At 52.7% G+C, this 20,850-nt stretch carries 11 protein-coding genes; 5 read left to right on the forward strand and 6 right to left on the reverse strand.

From position 1 onward, the window contains the following. Nucleotides 1-986: sigma-54 dependent transcriptional regulator (locus AB1690_07220; GenBank protein ID MEW6015096.1), on the forward strand; the 986-nt coding region annotated here is incomplete at its 5' end. 30 nt (nucleotides 987-1,016) lie between these two features. Beyond that, nucleotides 1,017-1,322 carry a hypothetical protein gene (locus tag AB1690_07225; protein ID MEW6015097.1) on the forward strand — a complete coding sequence of 102 codons (306 nt, stop codon included), beginning with the start codon at nucleotides 1,017-1,019 and terminating at the stop codon, nucleotides 1,320-1,322. A gap of 34 nt (nucleotides 1,323-1,356) precedes the next feature. Here the strand turns inward: AB1690_07225 and AB1690_07230 are convergent, their stop codons facing one another. Continuing rightward, nucleotides 1,357-3,969, reverse strand: a complete 2,613-nt coding sequence (locus tag AB1690_07230) for a protein kinase (protein ID MEW6015098.1) — start codon at nucleotides 3,967-3,969, stop codon at nucleotides 1,357-1,359. Between the two features lie 180 nt (nucleotides 3,970-4,149). Next, nucleotides 4,150-6,555, reverse strand: coding sequence for a protein kinase (locus AB1690_07235; protein MEW6015099.1), 2,406 nt, complete (start codon nucleotides 6,553-6,555; stop codon nucleotides 4,150-4,152). Between the two features lie 118 nt (nucleotides 6,556-6,673). Here AB1690_07235 and AB1690_07240 point away from each other — a divergent pair, with 118 nt between their 5' ends. Continuing rightward, complete coding sequence (locus tag AB1690_07240; protein MEW6015100.1) at nucleotides 6,674-7,963, forward strand: PP2C family protein-serine/threonine phosphatase; 1,290 nt, start codon at nucleotides 6,674-6,676, stop codon at nucleotides 7,961-7,963. Between the two features lie 29 nt (nucleotides 7,964-7,992). Here the strand turns inward: AB1690_07240 and AB1690_07245 are convergent, their stop codons facing one another. Next, a complete protein-coding gene (locus AB1690_07245) occupies nucleotides 7,993-8,409 on the reverse strand; it encodes a hypothetical protein (protein ID MEW6015101.1) in 417 nt (138 codons plus the stop codon). A gap of 299 nt (nucleotides 8,410-8,708) precedes the next feature. On the opposite strand from AB1690_07245, the gene AB1690_07250 reads away from it, so the two are divergent. Further along, nucleotides 8,709-11,639: a dockerin type I repeat-containing protein gene (locus AB1690_07250; GenBank protein MEW6015102.1), complete on the forward strand. Its 2,931-nt coding sequence runs from the start codon at nucleotides 8,709-8,711 to the stop codon at nucleotides 11,637-11,639. Nucleotides 11,640-11,876: 237 nt separating this feature from the next. Continuing rightward, nucleotides 11,877-13,265, forward strand: coding sequence for an Ig-like domain-containing protein (locus AB1690_07255; GenBank protein ID MEW6015103.1), 1,389 nt, complete (start codon nucleotides 11,877-11,879; stop codon nucleotides 13,263-13,265). Between the two features lie 82 nt (nucleotides 13,266-13,347). Here the strand turns inward: AB1690_07255 and AB1690_07260 are convergent, their stop codons facing one another. From AB1690_07260 to AB1690_07270, 3 genes are all read right to left on the reverse strand, one after another. After that, nucleotides 13,348-15,159, reverse strand: coding sequence for an ABC transporter ATP-binding protein (locus AB1690_07260; protein MEW6015104.1), 1,812 nt, complete (start codon nucleotides 15,157-15,159; stop codon nucleotides 13,348-13,350). After that, nucleotides 15,149-16,960: an ABC transporter ATP-binding protein gene (locus AB1690_07265; protein MEW6015105.1), complete on the reverse strand. Its 1,812-nt coding sequence runs from the start codon at nucleotides 16,958-16,960 to the stop codon at nucleotides 15,149-15,151. Before AB1690_07265 ends, AB1690_07260 begins: the two co-directional genes overlap by 11 nt. Before the next feature lie 372 nt (nucleotides 16,961-17,332). Further along, nucleotides 17,333-20,850 (reverse strand): T9SS type A sorting domain-containing protein (locus AB1690_07270; GenBank protein ID MEW6015106.1); only part of this gene is annotated, 3,518 nt, incomplete at its 5' end.

Raw genomic sequence — 20,850 nt, forward strand, 5'->3', positions numbered from 1 at the left:
TCGACAAGCAGTTCGCCTTTGAAAATATCATTGGGAAATCGGCGGCAATTAAGAAGGTGCTGATGACCGCCTCCAAGGTTGCCGCCAATGACTCCCCCCTGCTGATAACCGGTCCGACCGGCACCGGCAAAGAATTAATAGCCCGCGCCATACATTATAACAGCCCAAGGCGGCAGAAACCGTTTGTCATCAAGAATTGCGGAATCAAGACGGAGACTCTACTGGAGGCGGAGCTGTTCGGTTATGTTAAAGGGGCATTTACCGGCGCCGACAGGGATAAACCGGGGCTTTTCCGGGAGGCTGACGGCGGCTCGATCTTTCTTGATGAAATCGGGGAAGCCCCTCTCTCCACCCAGGTGGCAATCCTGCGGGTGATTGAAACCGGCGAAATCAGGCCGGTGGGGGCATCCCGGACCGAATTTGTCAATGTTCGCGTTATCTCCGCCACTAATCGGAATCTGCAGGAGGAGATGAAGAATGGGCAGTTCCGCCCCGACCTGTACTATCGTCTCAGCACTTTCCTTATCGAACTTCCACCACTGCGGGAGCGGCGCGAAGATATTCCACTTCTGGTACACCAGTACCTGCAGCGACTCAAAATTAAACTGGGCATTGAAACCCTCAGTATTACCCCGTCGGCAATGAGCCTTATGAGCCGCTTTGACTGGCCCGGAAATATCCGCCAGCTGGAGAACGAGCTGGAACGGGCCGCCGTGGTCAGTGAGCAGAGCGGAATTATTGATGTCTCCGACCTCTCGCCCGAGATTTTCGGCAAGGTGTACGAAGAGGTCCCGGAGACCGAGTCGCCGGAAGGTTATTTGAAAAGCGTGGTGGAGAAAGTTGAACGGGATCTGATTGGGGCATCGCTGGCGAAACATAAAGGGAATATACTTCAGACCTCGAAAGCGCTTGGCCTCACCCGCAAAGGATTGAAAGACAAAATGGCGCGGTACGGTATCAAATCAACTGATACTGATGACGATTAATTCGGTTTCGACACTAAAAGGGCTTAAGAGATGAAAGCACAGCGCATAATCGGTTTTGCTCTAACCGTTCTTGCCATTATCGGTTTTTTCACGGTGGCTGATGAATTCCGGCATACCGGAGAACTTTACGGAAATATCGGAGTCTTATTAGCCGGAACTGTCCTTGTCCTTGCCGGTTTTGACAATTCTTTGTCGCGACGATTGAGACTCTATTGGCTGGCAATCGGACTTGGTATCGGTTTACTTCTGGGAGCGGCGCTGGACAATATGCTGCTGGGGATGGCGATTGGAATTGTAGTCGGCGCCTCGATTATGGCGCTGAGAAGAAAAAACTGAGTGAGCCATTGCTGTTGATGCCCCCCGAGCCAAATCAGGCGCTGCCGGCGGCAAGCGCTTCAAAGCGAGGGTTGCCATGCATAGGAATCCAGAGCGGGTCGAGTTTCAAATAAGGAGGCGAAACAAATCCCGGGATATTCATCAGAAACTCCAGTTGACCGACGGCGTCATCATTTAACCCAAAAATCACCAGTATCTCCGCCAGATTCACAGCCCAAAAGGGAGCGTCGAACGCTTCCCGTGAAGTCGGCAGAATCTCCAGCGCTTTGCGGGCATGACCCAGCGCTTTTTCTCTCTGGCGCAACCCGGCGTATGCTATCCCGAGGCTGCTGTGCAGACGGGCATCATCGGGGCGTTCGGCAATCTGACGATTAATCAGGTCAACCACCATCTGGGAGTATCTCTGCTCTTCGCGGCTGTTGCCGAGAAGCCGATGAAACTGCGCCGCCTGAAGATAATATGCCACGGTGTCGGGAAACGGTTGGAGCCGGCGGAGGCTGGCGGCGATATCCGGCTCAATCACCCGTATCAACCACCAGTAATATTTAGAGCGCGCCAGGTCAGCATGCTCGGGCGCCTGCGCCAGAATTTTACGGGCGGTCTCCCTGTCGCCATCACGGAGAATATGCAGCCAGGCTTTATAGATATGACCAAGAGCCATATCCGGAGCAATAGAAATGGCGCGGTCGAGATACCGGTCGGATTCATCATAGCGGCGCATCATGCCATAAGTAAGTCCGACTTCAAAAGCCTTCAGGTGTGAGCGGGGGTCAAGCTCCAGCGCCCTCTTAAAATTGTCCACCGCTTCATCGAATTTCCCCTGGCGTCTCTGAACCGCGGCTATGGCGTTGTAAAGGTCGCTGTTGTTGGGCTGACTCTTGAGGGCAATCTGGAATTCCTTCATGGCATTCTGAAAATCAAGATGGCAATGATAATAATAATAGCCGAGCGCCAGATGCCCCTCGACCAGATCAGGATCAAGTTCCAGTGACTTAAACGCCGCCGTTTCGGCTTTCTTCAGACGAGCAGCGGAGTGGTCATAGTTCTCCCAGTAAATGCTGGCATGACCACGGGCAAGCATGGCATACGCCAGGGCAAAATTAGAATCGAGTGATATCGCCTGTTCGAACATTCTGATAGAGATATCGATATCATCTTTGAACCAGGAGCGGTTGAAGTAATCGATGCCGCGGAGGTAGAAATCGTAAGCGGCCAGGCTGGTGGTGGGGCTTTCTTCGGAACCGGCGGCTTCTTTCGACCTAACCGCGATTCGGAAAGCCCGGGTGAGGTCATCGGCTATGTCAGCCTGCAGAGCAAAGACTCTGTCAAAGACTTTTTCGTACGATTCTGCCCAGAGATTGGTGCCATCCGAGGAGCGGACCAGACTGATGTTGACTTTGATTTGCGCCGGGGAATGGTTCTTGTCCCAGTAGATAGTGCCGGTTAACAGATAGTTGGCGCCGAGCTCTTCGCCGATTTCCTGCGGCGCCAGACGAATATCTTTGTACTTCATAGCGCTGGCGCGGGAGATTACACTTAATTCCTCAAATTTCGCCAGTCGGGTGGTGATGGCGTCGGTCATGCCATCTGCGAAATAACCATCCTCGGGAACACCGAGATTTTCAAACGGCAGAACCGCGACAACTCTTTTCCCTTCCAGGTCATTCTTGAAGAGACGGCTTGAGAAGATTACCAGAAACAATATCGCTGCCACAACCACGCCTGATATAATTATTGTCATAGGAAGCAGTCCCTTTCGGCGCTCTTTCACTGTCCCTGGGTGACTGTTAGCATCGAAAGCGCTCAGAAGGTCCTGCTTGAGCGCTTCCGCTGAGGGGTGACGGTTCTGCGGGTCTTTGCTTAAGAGGCGGAGTAGAATCCGCTCCAGCGAGTCGGGAATGTCCGGCCGAAGTTCTGAGGGCGCCGGCGGCGGCTCGTTGACGATGGCATAGACTATTGAGGCTTCATATTCGCCGGTGAAGGGGAGCTGTCCGGTCAGCATTTGATAAAGCGTAACACCCAGGGAAAAGAGGTCGGAGCGGGCGGTAATTTTTTCGCCTTTGACCTGTTCCGGGGAGATATACTGGATGGTGCCGGTGGTGGAGTGCGACGAGGTCGAAAGCTCTTTACCGTCAATATGTGCCAGTCCGAAATCAAGGATTTTGACTTTACCGCCTTTGTCAATATGGATATTGGACGGCTTTATATCGCGATGAATTATCCCGGCCCGATGCGCCGCTGATAGGGCATCGCATAACTGAATCGTATATTCTACCGCTTTATCCGGGGGCAAAGGAGAGTTTTCGATAATCTCTTTAAGGGAGTCACCTTCGGCTAATTCCATGGCAATAAAGGGAGCGCCCTTGAAATCGCCGATTTCATAAATGGTGATGATATTGGGATGACTCAGTTGGGCCGCGGCGCGGGCTTCATTGAGGAACCGGGCGCGCAATTCGTCATCCCGCCGCACCGCTTCCGGTAGGAATTTCAGGGCAACTCTGCGATGAAGACGAGTGTCTTCAGCCAGATAGACCTGTCCCATACCGCCGGAGCCAAGGTATGATAGAATTACATACTGATTGACAGCAGTACCGGCATTTATTATTTCGCCCGAAGAATGAAACTGGTCTCCCCAATGGCTAATCATATCGCTATCCTAACTGTACTGATATGATGAAACTCTACTGCCTGATACGGCTCAATCTAAAGATAGGATTGAAAAAAGGTCTCCGCAATTGAATTCTAACAGCATTGATGAATGCTCGAGCGAGTTTAAAATAGAATTTTCTCCGTTGAGCGGCGGTTATTCTATCAACTGTGAGACGGTTTATGCCGCCTGAATTTTCGAGGAGGCAAAAAGGGCTGAGAAATGCGGGTCCAAGGCGGCCTCTTTTTCGGAAGGTCCGGCATGCGCTTTCAGAGCGCGGTCCAGAGAGGTGCGCGCTTTCGCCTGGTCGCCGGTCAGGGCATAGACTCGCGCCTGATGATAAATTACATCTCCATCAAGTTCTTCAATCGCTTCCAGATTTTGTATGATATTAAGCGCCTCCGGAAAATTCCCCAGGCTGGCCAGGGCGAGCGCGCGGTACGCCTGGATATGGGGATTATTGAGGTCATTGGCGATAGCCTCTCGCGCCAGTTTTTCCGACTGCCGAAAGTTCTGACGCGCTTCCTCCTGATTGCCGCAGATTTTCTCAAGCAAACCAAGATAATAATATGCAATGAAGGAGAAGTAATTCTCTCGAATCGATTCATTGAGACGGATTCGGGCTTCCTCGTACTCCTTCAGTATTATCAGGACAAACCCGGCATCGATATAGGCATTGGGGTCCCCTTTGTACTTTAGCGCCAAGTAAAAATTCTCGAGGGCGAGATCCAGGACTCCCAGCCTCATATAAACCGTACCCAAGCCATAATAGGCGCGCCCGTAATCGGGCGCCAGTTCTATCGCCCGTTGCAGGGTCGCCATGGCGGCGGTATAGCGGCGCAGGTCCATATTAATAATACTGAGAAGAAGAAGCGTTTCCAGGTCGTTGGGGGCGTAGCGGAGCGCCATATTCGCCCAATAGACCGATTTTTCGTGGTCTCGGGCAAGTTCCTTGAGCCAGGCGAGAGTGCGATAACCGACAGCAAACTTGGGATTAAGTTCCACTGCCCTCAGGAGCGACTTTTCCCCTTCAATATAGTTGCCGGTCAGCATATAGTACCGTCCCAGGGAGCGATGCGCCTCCGGCAGTTGCGGGGATATCTGAATCGCTCTGAGAGCCTCAGACTTAGCCATGGCGATTTTTTCTTCGGTGCGTTCGTAATATGCCATGAATTGAAAAGCATAGATATCGGAGAGTCCAGAGTGGGCATGAGCCAGCATCGGGTCTATCTCCAGCGCCTTTTTGAACATCCGCTCGGCAAGAAGCAGTTCTTCCGGCTTGTTCATCCGATAGTAGTTCTTTCCCTGGAGGTAGAAGTCAAAAGCGGCGATATCCGTGCGCAGATGTCCCTCCGATTCGACCGCCTGCTGGCCGGTCAACTCGAAAAGTTTCTCAGCTGTGTCATGGGCAGCTTGAGAGAGAACAGTAAAAATGCTTTCAGCGTCAGATTCATAATTCTCGCCGGAAACAAGGGCGGCATTCTGGCGGGTATAGATTTTCAGGTGAAGTTTAATCTTTTCCTGCCACTTCATCAGGGAACCGATGATAATAAAATCGGTCCGAAAGCGCTCAAACATCTCCCGAATATCACGGGAATACGACGTGGAAGGTTCCGCCGCAATAACCAGATTGGTGCGGCGGGAAAGTTCATTGATTAGTTCCTCAGTAAAACCGACACAGAAATATTCCCAACTGGTATCGGGGGAGAGATTTTTCAGGTCAATGACTGTAACCGTCTGCCGCGATTTCAGCTCATCGGTGGGACAGGGTTTTCCCTGGGTGCGCAGGCAGGTTTCCATCTGCGCGGCGACTTCGGCGATGCCGGCAAAACGAGCGGAACTCTGCTTGGCGAGAAGCTTGAGCAGGAAGCCATCAGCCCAGGAAGGGAGTTCTTTCTGAATGCTGGTTGGAGGCGGCGGGTCCTCGTGCAGGATGGAATAAACAATGGCGGCAGAATAGACCCCTTCAAACGGGCGGCGTCCGGTCAGCAGTTCGAATAGCACGACTCCGAAACTGAATATATCGGAAAGGCAGGTTACATTTTCACCGGTAATCTGTTCGGGCGATAGATAATACAGGGTTCCTTCGATATTGCCGAACTGGTCAACACTATCGGCATAAGCCGATTTTGCCAGACCGAAATCAAGGATTTTGGCGACGCCGTCGGGGGCTATTTTGATGTTCTCCGGTTTGAGGTCGCGATGCACCAGTCCCTGGTCGTGTGCCGCTTTCAATCCCAGGGCAATCTGACGCGCCAGTTCCCAGCGAGTGGGGAAATCGGCATCGAAGGCAGAGCGGAGGTCATTTCCCGGCAGATATTCCAGCGAAATATAAGGGCGTCCGTTAATCTCGGAATATTCCCAGACTTTGACGACATACGGGGAATCGATTTTGGCGGCGGCGCGCGCTTCGGAAGCCAGCCGCTCCTTGTAGCCGGGAGTCTTGGCTAACTTGTCGGCTATCAGCTTAAGGGCGACAGTGCGGTCCAGCCGGGTATCGACGGCGCGATAAACCACCCCCATGGCGCCGGCCCCGATGACTTCTTCAATCAGGTAGTCGCCGAATTTCGAGCCGGGAGCAAGCATTGCATTTTCTCCAGTGAGGCAGTCTTAGAGACTGTATAAAGGTCTTGCCTTATGCCAAATTGTTTGTATTATTGGTGCAACTCAATCGCCAAGCCTAATATAACCTGAGTTGTCCTGAATGACAAACAATTTTGATGCCGAAACCGTCCGCCTCCGCCAGGCGCTGGAGGAGCTCTCGGCTCTCAATCAGATATCCAACGCCATCAATGCCATGATGAGCGTGGAAGAGATTACCCAGGTAATCATCGACCATTGCCTGCGCAAGGTCAAAGCCTCTCAGGGGGCGGTCTTTCTGCTCCAGGAGGAGGAAAATCATGCCGACCGCTTCCGCACCTTCGTCCGGGATTTTGCCCAGACCGATGAGCATATCCCTTTCCATCTAAACGAAAGTCTGACCGGCTGGATGTTGAAGAACCGGGCGATTTTTGTAAGCAATAACCCGTCGGAGGATGAGCGTCTCCGGGGACTGCGGCTGAAGGAACTTCAGATAAGCTCGATTCTCTCGACACCGCTCCTCTCACACGGGGGAATGATCGGGTCGCTGGTAATAATCAACAAAAAGATTTCGGGCGGATTCACTGATGATGACCGTCGCTTTCTCGGAATTGTCGGGACGCAGACCGCCAAAGTAATCGAAAACGCCCGCTTGCTGGAAAAGGAAAAAAAGCTGATTTCAATGCAGCGGGATATGGAACTTGCGCGGGAGATTCAGCAGCGCTTTCTTCCGCAGGGAACGCTGGAGTTACCGGGATGCGCTGTCCTGGGGTACAATCTACCTGCAAGCGATGTCGGCGGCGACTTTTATGATATAATTCAGCTGGATGGAAACCGTCTCTTTTTCTCCATTGGTGACGTGGTCGGCAAAGGGATTCCCGCGTCACTCTTGATGGCCAACGCGCAGGCGGTGCTTCGGTCGCACCTGCTCAAAGGGGGGAATTACAGCCTGCAGCAACTGGCGGAGCGACTCAATGGTTTAATCTGCCAGTTCACCAGCGTGGAGCAGTATATTTCGGTTGTGGTCGGAATTTATGAGGCCGACTCCGGAAGAATGGAGTACATAAACGCCGGGCATCCCTCGGGATTTATTATTTCTGAGAATGGCGGCATGGTCAGGCTGGAGCCGTCCGACCTGGTGATTGGAGTTCTTCCCGACTACGAATTTCGGGTCTATGAAACCTACCTGCAACCGGAGGACCTGTTGCTTTTTTACTCCGATGGAGTGACTGAGCTTTTTAACGCTTCCGAGGAGCAATTTGGCGAAGAGCGACTGCTGGAGATTCTCCGGCGCGCCTGGCGGCAGCCTCTCGAAAAGCTGAGCGCTGAAATCATTGCGGCTCTCAATCTGTTCCGGCGGGAACATCCGCGCTCCGACGACATCACGCTGCTGGCGCTGAGACGGCTGCCATAGCCTGGCGCCCTCAAGTACCGAATTCTGGACTACTCCGCTCCGAGAACCTTTGCCGCCTCATCAAATTTCTTCGGTTTGACCCAGAAGATATACCCGAATCGACCGGTGCCATCGGCGACGCCGTTTCCGGCATAAACATTAATCTTGGCGTCTGCCAATTTCTTGTGAAGTTCGGCGATGGCGCCGGGGCGGTCCTCCCCTTGCACCAGAAACGCTTTCTTGGGACCCGTTAACTTAATTTTGGCACTGGCGGCAACTGACTGCAACCGGGCAGAGTCTTTGGGAACGAAATCAAGTTGCGCCTGACCCCGCGCTGAGGGAAAGGCGGTGAAGGCTACCAGGTCGACCTCTTTCTCCCGCAAAAGCGAGAGAACTTTGTACCCCTGACCGGGTCGGTCGCCCACTTTGACATAGAAATAATCTACCTTCTTGATGGTAACACCCATATTACCTCCTTCGGACTACTCCGAACTGTTTTAAGTTACCTTTGATGGAATGATTCGCTCTGTTGAATGTGCTATAATATAACAACGAATTCAGATTGCGCATCATTTGTCGGAAGCGATGAATTTGAGCCGGATGACGCTAATTTTCTTGGTTTTCCGAGGAAGCGGTTTTATTTTGCCGGTAGATAGTCGACGCCTCTTTTCCGACCGGTTGTTTTGCAACAGTTGACACCTTTACCGACCGATATTGAGATTAATATGATAAACTATGCTGCTCTCCGCTTTAGGGTAGGGTCATAATGAGTTGGATTCGATTCTGGATGCTGATTATCGGCGTGGTTTGCCTTAAGGCGCTGCCGGTGGCGGGGCAGGTCAGCCTGAAGGCGACTCCGTACGGACTGTCCGGCAGCTCTCTCTCTCCGGCGGCAACCGTGGCTACCCTGCCGCTTGACCTCAAGGCGCTTCTGGCGGAGGATAGTCTGGAGGAGGCGATGGGGCTTCCCTTTCGCTTTGGGTACCCCTTTGAAGTTGCCTTCAATCTGAAGAACAGCGGTGAATGGAGGGAACTCGGCGACGGCGGGCGCGTCTGGAGATTGAGAATCGTATGCCCCGGGGCTTACAGCATCAATTTGGTCTATAGTCGCTTTTATCTGCCGGATGGGGCGCGGCTCTTTCTGTATGACGAGAGCCAGCAGTTCGTTAGGGGCGCTTTTACCTCGCGGAACAACAAAGAGCATCGGCAATTTGCTACGGCGCCGACCCCGGGGGAAGCGGTCATCCTGGAGTACTATGAACCATCTGCAGTTCGAGGTCAGGGAGAACTGGAAATCGGGCAGATAATCCATGGATACAAAGATATTTTCAATTTTGGCGGTGATAAGGATGGCGAAGACTATGGCGAATCAGGAGTCTGTAACATTAATATCAACTGCCCCGAAGGAGCGCCCTGGCGGAATGAGGCGCGCGCGGTGGCAATGATACTTGTTGCCAACGGCACCCGCATCTGCACCGGCACTCTGGTCAATAACGTCCGCCAGGACCAGACCCCGTACTTCTTGACTGCGTACCATTGCCTCGGCTCCGAAGCGACCTGGATTTTCATGTTCAACTACGAAAGCGGCGCCTGTGTCAATGCTGATGGTCCGACCGATATGACCGTTTCCGGGTCGGTGCGCCGTGCCCTCAATGAGGTCAGCGACTTTGCTCTGCTGGAACTTCTCGAACCGCCGCCGCCGGAATATAATCCTTATTTCGCCGGCTGGTCGAATCTGGATTTGCCATCCGATTCATCGGTTACAGTTCATCATCCCAGCGGCGATATCAAGAAGATTTCCTTTGATTACGAGCCGCTGATATCGACCGATTATCTGAATGCCACCGGAACCAGTCACTGGCGCGTAATTGAGTGGGACCGGGGGACAACCGAAGTCGGCTCTTCCGGCGCCCCCCTCTTTGATTGGAATCATCATCTAGTCGGCCAACTCCATGGCGGATATGCGTCGTGCGCCAATACTCTCTCCGATTGGTACGGAAAATTCTCTTATTCCTGGAACGCAGGAGAGACACCCAGCAGCCGTCTGCGAGACTGGCTCGACCCGGATAATACCGGCGCCGCTACTCTGGATGGTTTTGACCCGTTTGCCGGAATAAATATTGTGCACTTTTCTCTTCCCGATACCTATGACACCGTCAATAGTTACGAAGTGCTGGCAACTATCAGTTCCCCCAGCCCTCTAATTCCGGAATCGACACTCCTCTATTTTGAGATAAATCCCCCGTCAGTGTTGCAGTCTCTTCCTATGACCGCGACAGGCAATCCCAACCGCTATCATGCCTTCATTCCGGCGCAGAAGCCCGGCACCGAGGTGCAATATTATATTCAGAGCGCCGACAACTTCGGGCGCCGTCTCTCGACTGACTACTATCGCTTTACCGTGAATCATTCGCCGATTATCGCCGTGTCATCAGAGAATTTGGCAGTTTCATTAAATGCCGGTGATACCGCCGTTGTCCCGCTGACCGTAACCAATCTGGGACAGGGTCTTCTTAATTATGATATCATTGTTAATTATGCCTTCCATTCCGATACGCGACTTGAGGCGTTGAAAGCGCGTGACGCCCTGGAGCCGGCGCAGAGAGTATATCCGGAAGGATTCGACGCGGTTATTCAGGACAAGAATGTCGTTGATACCAGAGAGGGTATCACCGTAACCAAAGATGCCGGTGGACCGGACAATTTCGGATATTTCTGGGTCGATTCGGATGACTCCCTCGGTCCCGTTTTTGACTGGATAGATATAACCGCCTTCGGAACCGATATCACGGCCGGGATGACCGATGACAGCTATGTCGGTCCCTTTCCCTTGAATTTTAGTTTTCCTTATTACGGCGGTAGTTTCAGCCAGATTTATGTCGGCTCTAATGGAATAGTCGGTTTCTATCCGCTCTCCCTGGACAGTTATCAGAGAGTTCATATCCCGTCGGTGGCGACCCCCAACGGCATACTTGCCTGGCTCTGGGATGACCTCGATATCACCAACCCGGGCAATCCGGGCGGCAGAATATTTTTTCACTCCAATTCCGAACGGGCTGTCATTCAGTTTTTAAATTTTCCGGAATACAACGGGTTAACCGGAGACGTCGTCAATGCCGAGGTAATTCTGTATGCCGGAGGGCTGATTAAGTTCCAGTATATGAGCATCGGGGCGGGATTCGATATCCGGAATTGCGCTGTCGGAATCGAAAACGCTTCCGGCGCCGATGGTTTGGAAGTGGCATATCTTACAGATTATCTGCGCGACAGTCTGGCGATTGCCTTTTACCTGCCGGAGAAATGGCTGACTCTCTCTTCTCTGTCGGGAACCCTGGCTCAGAATAAGACTGATACTATCAGATGTTTGTTCGATACCAGAGACCTGGCATCGGGAGTCTATAATGCTGCCGTTGCGATTAAAAGCAATGACCCGGACTCGACCGACAACCCCTGGGTACTGCCGGTCTCGCTGGAGATTATAGGCGACCAGCAATTCATCTGCGGCGACGTCGACGCCAACGGCCGGGTCAATATTCTGGATGCCACCTATCTTATCAGGTACCTGTACAGAGGGGGCGAATCGCCGTCACCCCGGGAGGCAGGGGACCTCAATGGCAGCGGGGAGATAAATCTGGTCGATATCATTTACCTTGTCAGTTACCTTTTCAAAGAAGGGCAGGAGCCGACCTGCCGTTAAAAGCCATAACCTGATTTCCGCAAAAGATAGGCGCTTGTTTTGTCTCGCCGCCGAGACGACAGCAGAAAACAGTTGCCAAAAAAAGTAGATATCGGTATCTTTATTTGTACACAAAATCAGAAGTTGGGTAAGCGCCGGCGCGGAGAAACAGGACCGGAAGCTCACCGCGATTCAGCCTCATCAAAGTTCCGTTAGAGTTCCTCGGCTGTTGATTCCTGCGCTGCACAGGGAGGTCAAATGCGACGGTTCTTGTTCCTGTTAATCCTTTTGACGGCAATTCTTCCAGGGGAAGAAGCAAACGGGCAGGGGGATACGCTATTTATTACCGCCCGGATACCGGAGCAGTTTCTTTTCGGCTCACCGGACACGATTATCGCGGGAGATTTCTATCTGGAGATTGTCTGGAATTATATCTGGACCACAGTCCCCTATCGTGATACCTTGCTGGGGGGGTGCTTTGTGCTTGAGGTTGACGGCAATGGAGTTTCCAAAAGAACTGTAAGCGGCGCTCTGCCATCGCCGTACGACAATGTCATTCTGAAAAACGGCTTCGAGAGTCTCATTTATTGGAACACCTTTGGCTCGCCGGTGGACTGGCCCTATGCTTTTCTGCAGACCGACTATGACGGCGTAATGCCAGACCTGTTCGGGCATGCCTTTGCCGGCAGTAACGGTTACCCGGGGCTTCCCCCGATGGGACCGATTGCTCACTATGAGTTCCATTTCACCGGCCAGGACGGCGGTTATTTCAGTATCGATTCGGTATTCATCAATGACCCCTCTTTCGATTGGGATTTCGAGGTGCCGTCAATCTTCACCGGGCTGAGTCTTCCGATTGCCACTCCTCCTGACCTGCCCCCGGTCATCGACAATTGCCCGTCATCATTGACCACGCCGCATCATTTGAACTTCAGCTATGACTTCAACGGGCACGACCCGGATGGCACCTCCGGGGGGATAACATTTGAGAAAATCTCCGGTCCGGGAACAATTAATGCCGCTACCGGCCTCTGGACCTATAATCCTCCTTGCTCCGATGTCGGATTGCCGCTGACGCTCACGGTCTGCGTCAAAGATGCCAATAATCCCTGCCCGACCGGGATGGAATGCAATGTCAGTCTGACCGTTACCAATTCCGCTCCCGTAATAGGGGCGATCTGCGGTGACACCTCAGGGGTTACCGAAGCGGGCAGTTCCATACAACTGACTGCCACTGACCCCAATGGAGGCAGCGATACCAAATATTGGACTCTTTTAGGGGTAACACCGATTCCGGTTGGCAGTTACAATTTGAGTAGTTCCGGCCTGCTGACCTTTGACCCGGCCGTTTCGGAAGTGGGGAGGACCTATCGATTCACGGTTCGGGTGACCGATTGCGCCGGAGCCTTTGCGGAATGTGACCTATTCCTTAATGTCATCACGTACATGTGCGGCGATGCCAGCGGCGATCAGCATCTGAGCATTCTCGATATCACCCATTTAATCTGTTACATTTTTAGAGGGGGACCGGCGCCGATACCAATGGAAGCGGGGGACGCAAACGGGGACGGCCAGGTTCGATTACTGGATTTGGTATATATGATTAATTATCTCTACAAAGGCGGTCCAGCGCCGATTTGCCCGTGAGGATTTTGCTTCACAAATTGAAACAAAAAAGGCAGGAGCCCGCTCTTCTCAGCGCGGCTCCTGCCTTATTTTAATCCGGGTTCTATTTTGTGACCGGTTCGGCGCCGACCTGTTCCGCCAGACGGTAGCGGCGGTATATCCGATAGTAATGCCCTTCCTGCATCATCAATTGACGGTGCGTGCCGCTCTCGACCAGATGGCCGTCATCAAGGACATAGATGACATCAGCTCGCTCCAATGTGTCGGGGCGATGTGTAATCAGGACGGCGGTCATCTCCGGCATGACCTGATGCAGTCTTTCCCAGAGAGCCGCCTCGGTGCGGGAATCGAGCGCCGAGGTGCAGTCATCGAGAATCAGAATTTTCGGTTTTCCCACCAGCGCTCGCGCCAGCGCCAAGCGCTGTTTCTGACCGCCGGAAATCGACATTCCCCGGGTACCGATAGGCGTATCGAGCCCCTGCGGAAACTGGGCGACTTCGTCTTTTAGCTGCGACACCTCAATCGCCCATTCCATTAAATCGGGACTTATTTCTTTGCGGCCAAAGAGGATATTATTCCGAACTGTATCGCTGAAGAGAACCGGCTCCTGGGGGACATAGCCGATACTCCGGCGGAGTTCCTCCAGTCGATACTCCTTCAAATCGATGCCATCCAGAGTCACCGTCCCATCGGTCGGGTCAATGAGGCGGGGAATCATATTAATCAGCCAGCTCTTGCCGGAGCCGACCTTGCCGACCACCGCTACGGTCTTGCCGGCCGGAATTTCCAGAGTTATCTCGCTCAGAATCTTTCGCTCTGAACCGGGGAAAGAGAAGGAGACCCGATGGAAACTGATACCGCCTTTGAACTCCCGGCCTATTTCTCTGGCGCCGTTATCCGCCACCATAGGCGCCACTTTCTCCAGTTCCACCAGACGGTCGATGGAGACCGCCGATTGCCGGGATTTGACCAGAAACTGCCCGATATCGAACATCGGAAAAACCAGGGTGGTCTCGTAATAGATAAATGCCACCAGAGCGCCGAATGAAAGACCGGAATTGATGACCATCGTGCCGCCGACAATCAGAACAATGATGACCCCGAACTGCCAGATATAACCGTAAAGGCTATCGATGACGGTGGCGGTGCGGACGGTGGAGATTTCGGCATCACGTCGCTCTTTCATCGCCGTTTCAAACTTCGTTTTCTGCGCTGTCTCCTGAACATAGGCTTTGACCACCCTAATCCCGGAGAAGCAGGCTTCCATGACGTCATTGAAGCTGGAAATCTTCTTCTGCAGATGGTCGTAGCGCTTGTCCAGCAGAGTCGAGCTCTTGAAGAAGATGAATATCAAGAGCGGCAGCGGTCCCACCGACCAGAGGGTCAGAGTGGGATTGATAGAAGCCATCATGATGACGGTGAAAATCACCATCAGAACCGCTTCGTAAAAGCGAAAGATACCGGAGCAGGCGAACCAGGAGAGCTTTTCGGCCACGTCATCGGTCATACGGGTCACCAGGTCACCGGTGCGGAAGCGATTGAAGAAGTCGGGTCCTTTCAGGGTGACGCGGTTGAAGGAGTCCTGCCGGAAGAGCCACTCCAGTTTTTGATTCATCCAGGCGCGATGGCTCTGCACAAAGGCATAGAGGATAGTGGCAATAATACCGAGCGCCACCAGGGCGAATCCGAATGCCGCCGCAGTCGAGATTCCCCAATTCTCGCCCATAGTTGAAACCCAGAGGGCAAGGGTATTGGCAGGAACCTCGCCGGTCTTGACAAAATCTACCGTGAACTCCATCAGGCGGGGAATCAGCACCTGAAAGACCCGCTGAATGGGGGTGAACACGATTAGAATAAAAAGCACATATTTGTAATGGCGATAGTAGCGCCAGAACCACTTTATTTTATCCCACATTGGCTATAACTCCGTTTCTATTTTTGAACTGCAGATGGAAGAGCTTGGAGTAATATCCATTCTGCAGAATCAACTCGGTATGGGTGCCGCTCTCGATAATTTCACCGCGGCGAATCACCAGTATCTGGTCAACATCAAGAATGGTGGAAAGACGGTGCGCTATAATCAGCGAGGTTCGTCCTGTCATAAGCTTCTTGAGCGACTCCTGAATGGTGCGCTCCGTTTCCGGGTCAACCGAGCTGGTGGCTTCATCCAGAATCAGCAAATCGGGATTGACCACCAGGGCGCGCGCAAAGGAAAGAAGCTGCCGCTCGCCCCGGCTGAAATTGGAGCCTTTCTCGGAGACTTCGGTGCTGTAGCCCTGCGGGAGACGACGGACAAAGCGGTCAATCTCCACCGTCTTTGCCGCAGCAATGATTCTTTCCTCGGTCAGACCATCCTGTTCCAGAGCGATATTGGAGCGGACATCACCGGGAAAGAGGAATATATCCTGCAACACCAAAGCGAAGCGGCGACGAAGGTCATCCTGAGAGATATCGCGAATATCGATGCCGTCAACCGTGATTCTTCCCTGCTGCGGGTCATAGAATCGCAACAGCAGAGATATCACAGTCGATTTCCCGCCGCCGGTGACACCGGCGAGGGCAACTCTCTTGCCGACCGGAATCTCGAAAGAGACATTTCGCAGCGCATGGTTTCCATCGCCGGAGTACGAAAAAGAGACATTTTCGAATCGTATTCCTTTTTCGAGCCGACTCCATATGGCGGGACGGACCGGGTCGGGAAGTCTTTCTTTGGTCGCCAGCAGGGCGAATATCCGTTTGGCGCCGGCGATGGCTTTCTGGACATTTGCCATCTGTTCGGAGACCCGGTAGATAGGGTCGAACATCCTCCAGATAAGAATTATAAACATGCTGATGATTCCGACCGTTATCTCGCCGCTTTCGGCCCAGAGGGCGCCAAAAAACAGCACCAGCGCCACCATCAGATACTGAAGAAAAAAGACGGCATTAAAAAAGAGAGTCGTTCCGACATGAACATAAATGTCGTTGCGGAATTTTTGGCGATTTGCCTCATTCAGTCTCTCTTTGACATAGGCGCCGCGATGGAAAATCTGGACGACGGAAATGCCGTGCAGAAACTCCGTAAGAGCCGCTGTCACCTCCGCCATTTTCTTGCGCAGTTCCAAGAAGTGGGGCGTGGTCAGCCGCTCGAAAATTACGAGCAGTATCAGCATCACCGGAAGCATGGTCAAAAGCACCAGCGTCAGTTTCCAGCTGTAATAGAGCATCACTGCCAGGATGCCGAAAGCCAGAAGCAGGTCGCCGATAAGAAGTACCACAGTGTTGGTGAACATCATCCGCAGCGCCTCCGTATCCGATTCCACCCGCGCCATCAGCCTTCCCACCGGATTGCGGTCAAAAAATGAAATATTTAGCGATAAAATGTGGTGAAACAGCTTTCGCTTCAGCTCCACCATTATATCCTGGCCAATGATTTCCAGCCTAATCCGCTGGATAAAAAGCAGGAGCAACGTTATCCCCTGACTTACCCCGATTAGAACTACGGTCCAGACCAGTCCCGGAATGTCGCCGTTCTTAATATCAATATCGACGGCGTTCTTGAGCAGAACCGGCCAGTAGAGAGAAAGCCCGGTGGCAGCCAGAAGCAACGCCAGACAGAGCAGAAGAGCGCCGCTGTACGGCTTCAGCAGCGGCAGAAGTTTGCCCAACGCCTGCCGGGATTTGATATCTACTTCGTCAAATGGGGTCTTTTCGTTTTCTTCTAATTCAAAACTCATATAGAAAGCCTGATTATCAACATTACGTTTTTAGTTAACATCCGTTTCGGCCGGCAACAAAAAACCCGCCGAACCATTCTGATTGCGACGGGTGAAATCCGAAAATTTTTCTCTATCACGTGATAGATAGACTCCTCCCGCCGCGGATGACGCCGATTCTGGACGTCACGGTTTTAAGGCGATTACTGAAGAATATCATTCGATTTCTCCGCAACGGTTTGAGGTTTATTGCGCTTAAATACGGTAAACAGTCAACTTTAGTTTCGGCAAATATATCAGATTTTTGAAATCTGTCAAGCCCAATTATCCGGGGGCAAGAAAAAAAGCGCCCGCGTCAGGCGGGCGCTTATAATATAACGGTTTATCCGGCAATTATTTGAGCAGGACCATTTTCCTGGTAACGCCGTACGCTCCGGCCTGCACTTTATAGAAGTAAATGCCGGAGGCAACATCGGCTGTCCAGTTCAACTCCAGTATGCCGGCTTCGCTGTATCCGCTCCATCCGTGAACCTTCTGACCGGATATATTATAGATGGTGACCTCATAGTCGGTCGCGGAGGGGAGTTCCAGACGAATGACCGTCTGGGCGTTGAATGGATTGGGGAAATTGCTGACGGCAAAACGGCCCGGGTTCATCACCACGCGATAGGCGTTTCCGTAATAGTCGGAGCCTTCAAAATTGAGTAAAGCGCCGTTGGCGTGGAGAATCTCGCCGCTGAAAATCCTCCCCCGGTCGAGCGAGTAAATCAGAACATGCGTGTTGCCGTCAACCAAACCGGTCTTGATATCCATCCCATAAGCGCCGCTGCCCAGCGTGACCGGGATGTCGCCGGCGAAAACCAATAACGCCGCGCCCAGCTCGGTATCGACCGACACGATAGAGCCGTTATAGCGGACGCTGACCGATTCGGCGAAAGGTGTTAGTTTCGCCAGCGGCTGGGCATCACCAATCACTACCCTAATCAAGTAAACCAGGTCAGCCACCGAAAGCACCACTCCATCGCCGTTCAACTCGGTAGCGGCAATCTGACCTTCGATGCTGACGGTAAACGCCGCCAGACCGGCTATGAAATAATTAGTGAAAGTAACGGCATCGCCGATTTCATTTGGGATACCATTGAGATTGACATCTCCGCGGGCGTCAATGCTGTCGGCGCAAATGATATCAATGCCGCCATTCCAGAATTCGATACAACGAATTGGAACCCGTTTCTCCCCTATCATGCAGGGATAATCGGGCGCGCCGATATAGGCAATACGGTCATCTTCGGGGAAAGAGACATTGTCAATCTCATCCCAGAGAAGGCCTCCGGAGAATTCGAAAATCTTGCTGTCCAGGAAGGTGGTATCGCCGGTAACGCTGGCAATTGTATTGTCCCCGCAATCAAGCCAGAAGAACCGGATAGGGACATACTGGCATTCCAACGTCCGGTCATTGCTGACCAGGAATCGGAGAATGGCAAGTGTATGCAGAGAGCCGTCAGACGGACCAAAGCAATCGGGACTGACCGGCCCGTTATTGGTTTCAGCCAAGGCGACAATTCTAATCATGCCGGAGGGACACCCGGTACCACAATTCCCGAATGGTCCGAAGCGGTAGGTAAAATACTCCCAGGCGCAGTCGGTAAGAACTTCCCCAGGTGTGGCTTGAACGAAGGTGAGCGCCGACGCATCGTACGCTATCAGGAAGTCAAAACCGCCCATATCATAGCTGGCGTCCTCAATCGTGATAGCGACATCCTGGTAATGTCCCTGAAGCGTGTTATGAGTCTTCTCAATCTTAACAATAGGGCAGGTCGAAATGAGATTGACATAGACCTCCGTGGTACAGCTTGAGGAGGCGCCGCAGGCGTCAGTCGCAGTGATGGTAATAATATTCAGCCCTTCAACCGGATTGAAGCAGACGGTATCGTTACTGAGTGTGCCGCCGGTAACGACGACATTGATAAGGTTGCCGTCGGGGTCAGACGCCGTAAATCCAGGCAGGCAGACCTCGGACAGCGAGAAGAGGTCGATGGCGACATTTGCGGGACAGGAGACCACGGGTGGTGAATTGAGATTGACCGTGAGCACGGTGACACAGGTATCGGCGGCACCGCAGGAATCGGTAGCGATTAACCGAATGGTGTTGGCTCCGGCAACCGGAGTAACGCAAACGGTGTTGCCGTTGAGAACGCCACCGGTTACCGTTACGGAAGCCAGATTATTATTCGGGTCAGATGCCGAGAAGCCGGAGAGACAGATCTGGCTCAGGTCGCAGACCTGGCGGGTTTCATTCCCGGGGCAGGTAGCGACCGGTGGAGCATTGACCGTCACCGTTACGATTGTCTCGCAGGTGTCGGCTAATCCGCAGGAATCGGTAACAATCAGTTTCAGGCTGTTGGGTCCGGCAACCGGCGTAAAACAGACCTGATTGCCGCTAAGTATTCCGCCGACAACCGCCACGGTGGCGATATTATTATTGGGGTCGCTGTATGAGAAGCCGGTTATGCAAAGCTGGCTTAAGTTGCAGACAAAGCGAGTCTGATTGCCCGGACAATTGGCTACCGGCGGCTGATTTAGCGCTACGGTAACGATTGTCTCACAGGTGTCGGCAAGTCCGCAGGAATCGGTGACAATCAGCTCTATCGAGTTAGCGCCAACGACCGGAGTAAAGCAGACCTGATTGCCGCTGAGGGTACCACCGGTTACAGTCACCGAGGCGATATTATTATTCGGGTCGGACCAGGAGAATCCACTGACACAAAGCTGGCCCAGATTACAGACAAAGCGAGTCTGATTGCCGGGACAATTGGCTAACGGCGGCTGATTGAGAGCTACCGTCACGACAGTCTCGCAGGTGTCGGCAAGTCCGCAGGAGTCGGTAACAATCAACTTTATGGAATTAGCGCCAACGACCGGAGTAAAGCAAACCTGATTACCGCTGAGGGTACCACCGGTTACAGTCACCGAGGCGATGTTATTATTTGGGTCGCTGTATGAGAAGCCGCTTATGCAAAGCTGACTTAAGTTACAGACAAAGCGAGTCTGATTGCCGGGACAATTGGCTACCGGCGGCTGATTGAGCGCTACGGTAACGATTGTCTCACAGGTATCGGCGATTCCGCAGGAATCGGTTACAATCAATTTCAAGCTGTTCGCGCCGGCAACAGGAGTGAAGCAGACCTGATTGCCGCTTAGTGTACCACCAACAGCAGTAACAGAGGCGATATTATTGTTCGGGTCAGACCAGGAAAATCCAGGCAGGCAGATCTGGTTTAGGTTGCAGACAAACATGCTGGAATTCCCCGGACAGACGGCAACCGGAGCATCATTGAGATTCACCGTAACTACGGTTTCGCAGGTATCGGCGACACCGCAGGAATCAGTAACAATAAGGCGCAGCGTGTTGGCGCCTTCCACCGGAGTGAAGCAGACTTGATTTCCGCTCAAAGTACCGCCAACAACCTGGATCGAGGCGATATTATTGTCCGGGTCGGAATAGCTGAATCCATCGAGACAGAGCTGATTCAGATTGCAGACAAAACGGGTCTGATTGCCGGGGCAGGTTGCTACCGGCGGACGGTTCATGGCGACTGTGACGGTTGTTTCGCAGGTGTCGGCCAGACCGCAAGAGTCGGTAACGATAACTCTAATAAGATTATTCCCGACGACAGGTGTGAAGCAAACCTGGTTCCCGCTCAGAGTTCCCCCGGTCACAGTGACCGAGGCTATATTATTGTTCGGGTCGCTATAAGAAAAGCCAGAAATACAGATTTGACTCAAGTCGCAGACAAATCGAGTCTGGTTGCCAGGACAAACCGCCACCGGCGGGTCATTCAGTGAGACCGTGACATTAGTGACACAGGTATCAGCTTTGCCGCAGGAGTCAGTGACTATCATGGTGATGG

It is taken from the genome of Candidatus Zixiibacteriota bacterium, from assembly GCA_040753495.1.
GTDB lineage: Bacteria > Zixibacteria > MSB-5A5 > GN15 > PGXB01 > DYGG01.

Coding starts and splice junctions, on each gene's coding strand:
- AB1690_07260 (MEW6015104.1), bottom strand. CDS start 15,159: ATGTGGGATAAAATAAAGTGGTTCTGGCGCTACTATCGCCATTACAAA.
- AB1690_07235 (MEW6015099.1), bottom strand. CDS start 6,555: ATGCTTGCTCCCGGCTCGAAATTCGGCGACTACCTGATTGAAGAAGTC.
- AB1690_07230 (MEW6015098.1), bottom strand. CDS start 3,969: ATGATTAGCCATTGGGGAGACCAGTTTCATTCTTCGGGCGAAATAATA.
- AB1690_07240 (MEW6015100.1), top strand. CDS start 6,674: ATGACAAACAATTTTGATGCCGAAACCGTCCGCCTCCGCCAGGCGCTG.
- AB1690_07245 (MEW6015101.1), bottom strand. CDS start 8,409: ATGGGTGTTACCATCAAGAAGGTAGATTATTTCTATGTCAAAGTGGGC.
- AB1690_07265 (MEW6015105.1), bottom strand. CDS start 16,960: ATGAGTTTTGAATTAGAAGAAAACGAAAAGACCCCATTTGACGAAGTA.
- AB1690_07225 (MEW6015097.1), top strand. CDS start 1,017: ATGAAAGCACAGCGCATAATCGGTTTTGCTCTAACCGTTCTTGCCATT.
- AB1690_07250 (MEW6015102.1), top strand. CDS start 8,709: ATGAGTTGGATTCGATTCTGGATGCTGATTATCGGCGTGGTTTGCCTT.
- AB1690_07255 (MEW6015103.1), top strand. CDS start 11,877: ATGCGACGGTTCTTGTTCCTGTTAATCCTTTTGACGGCAATTCTTCCA.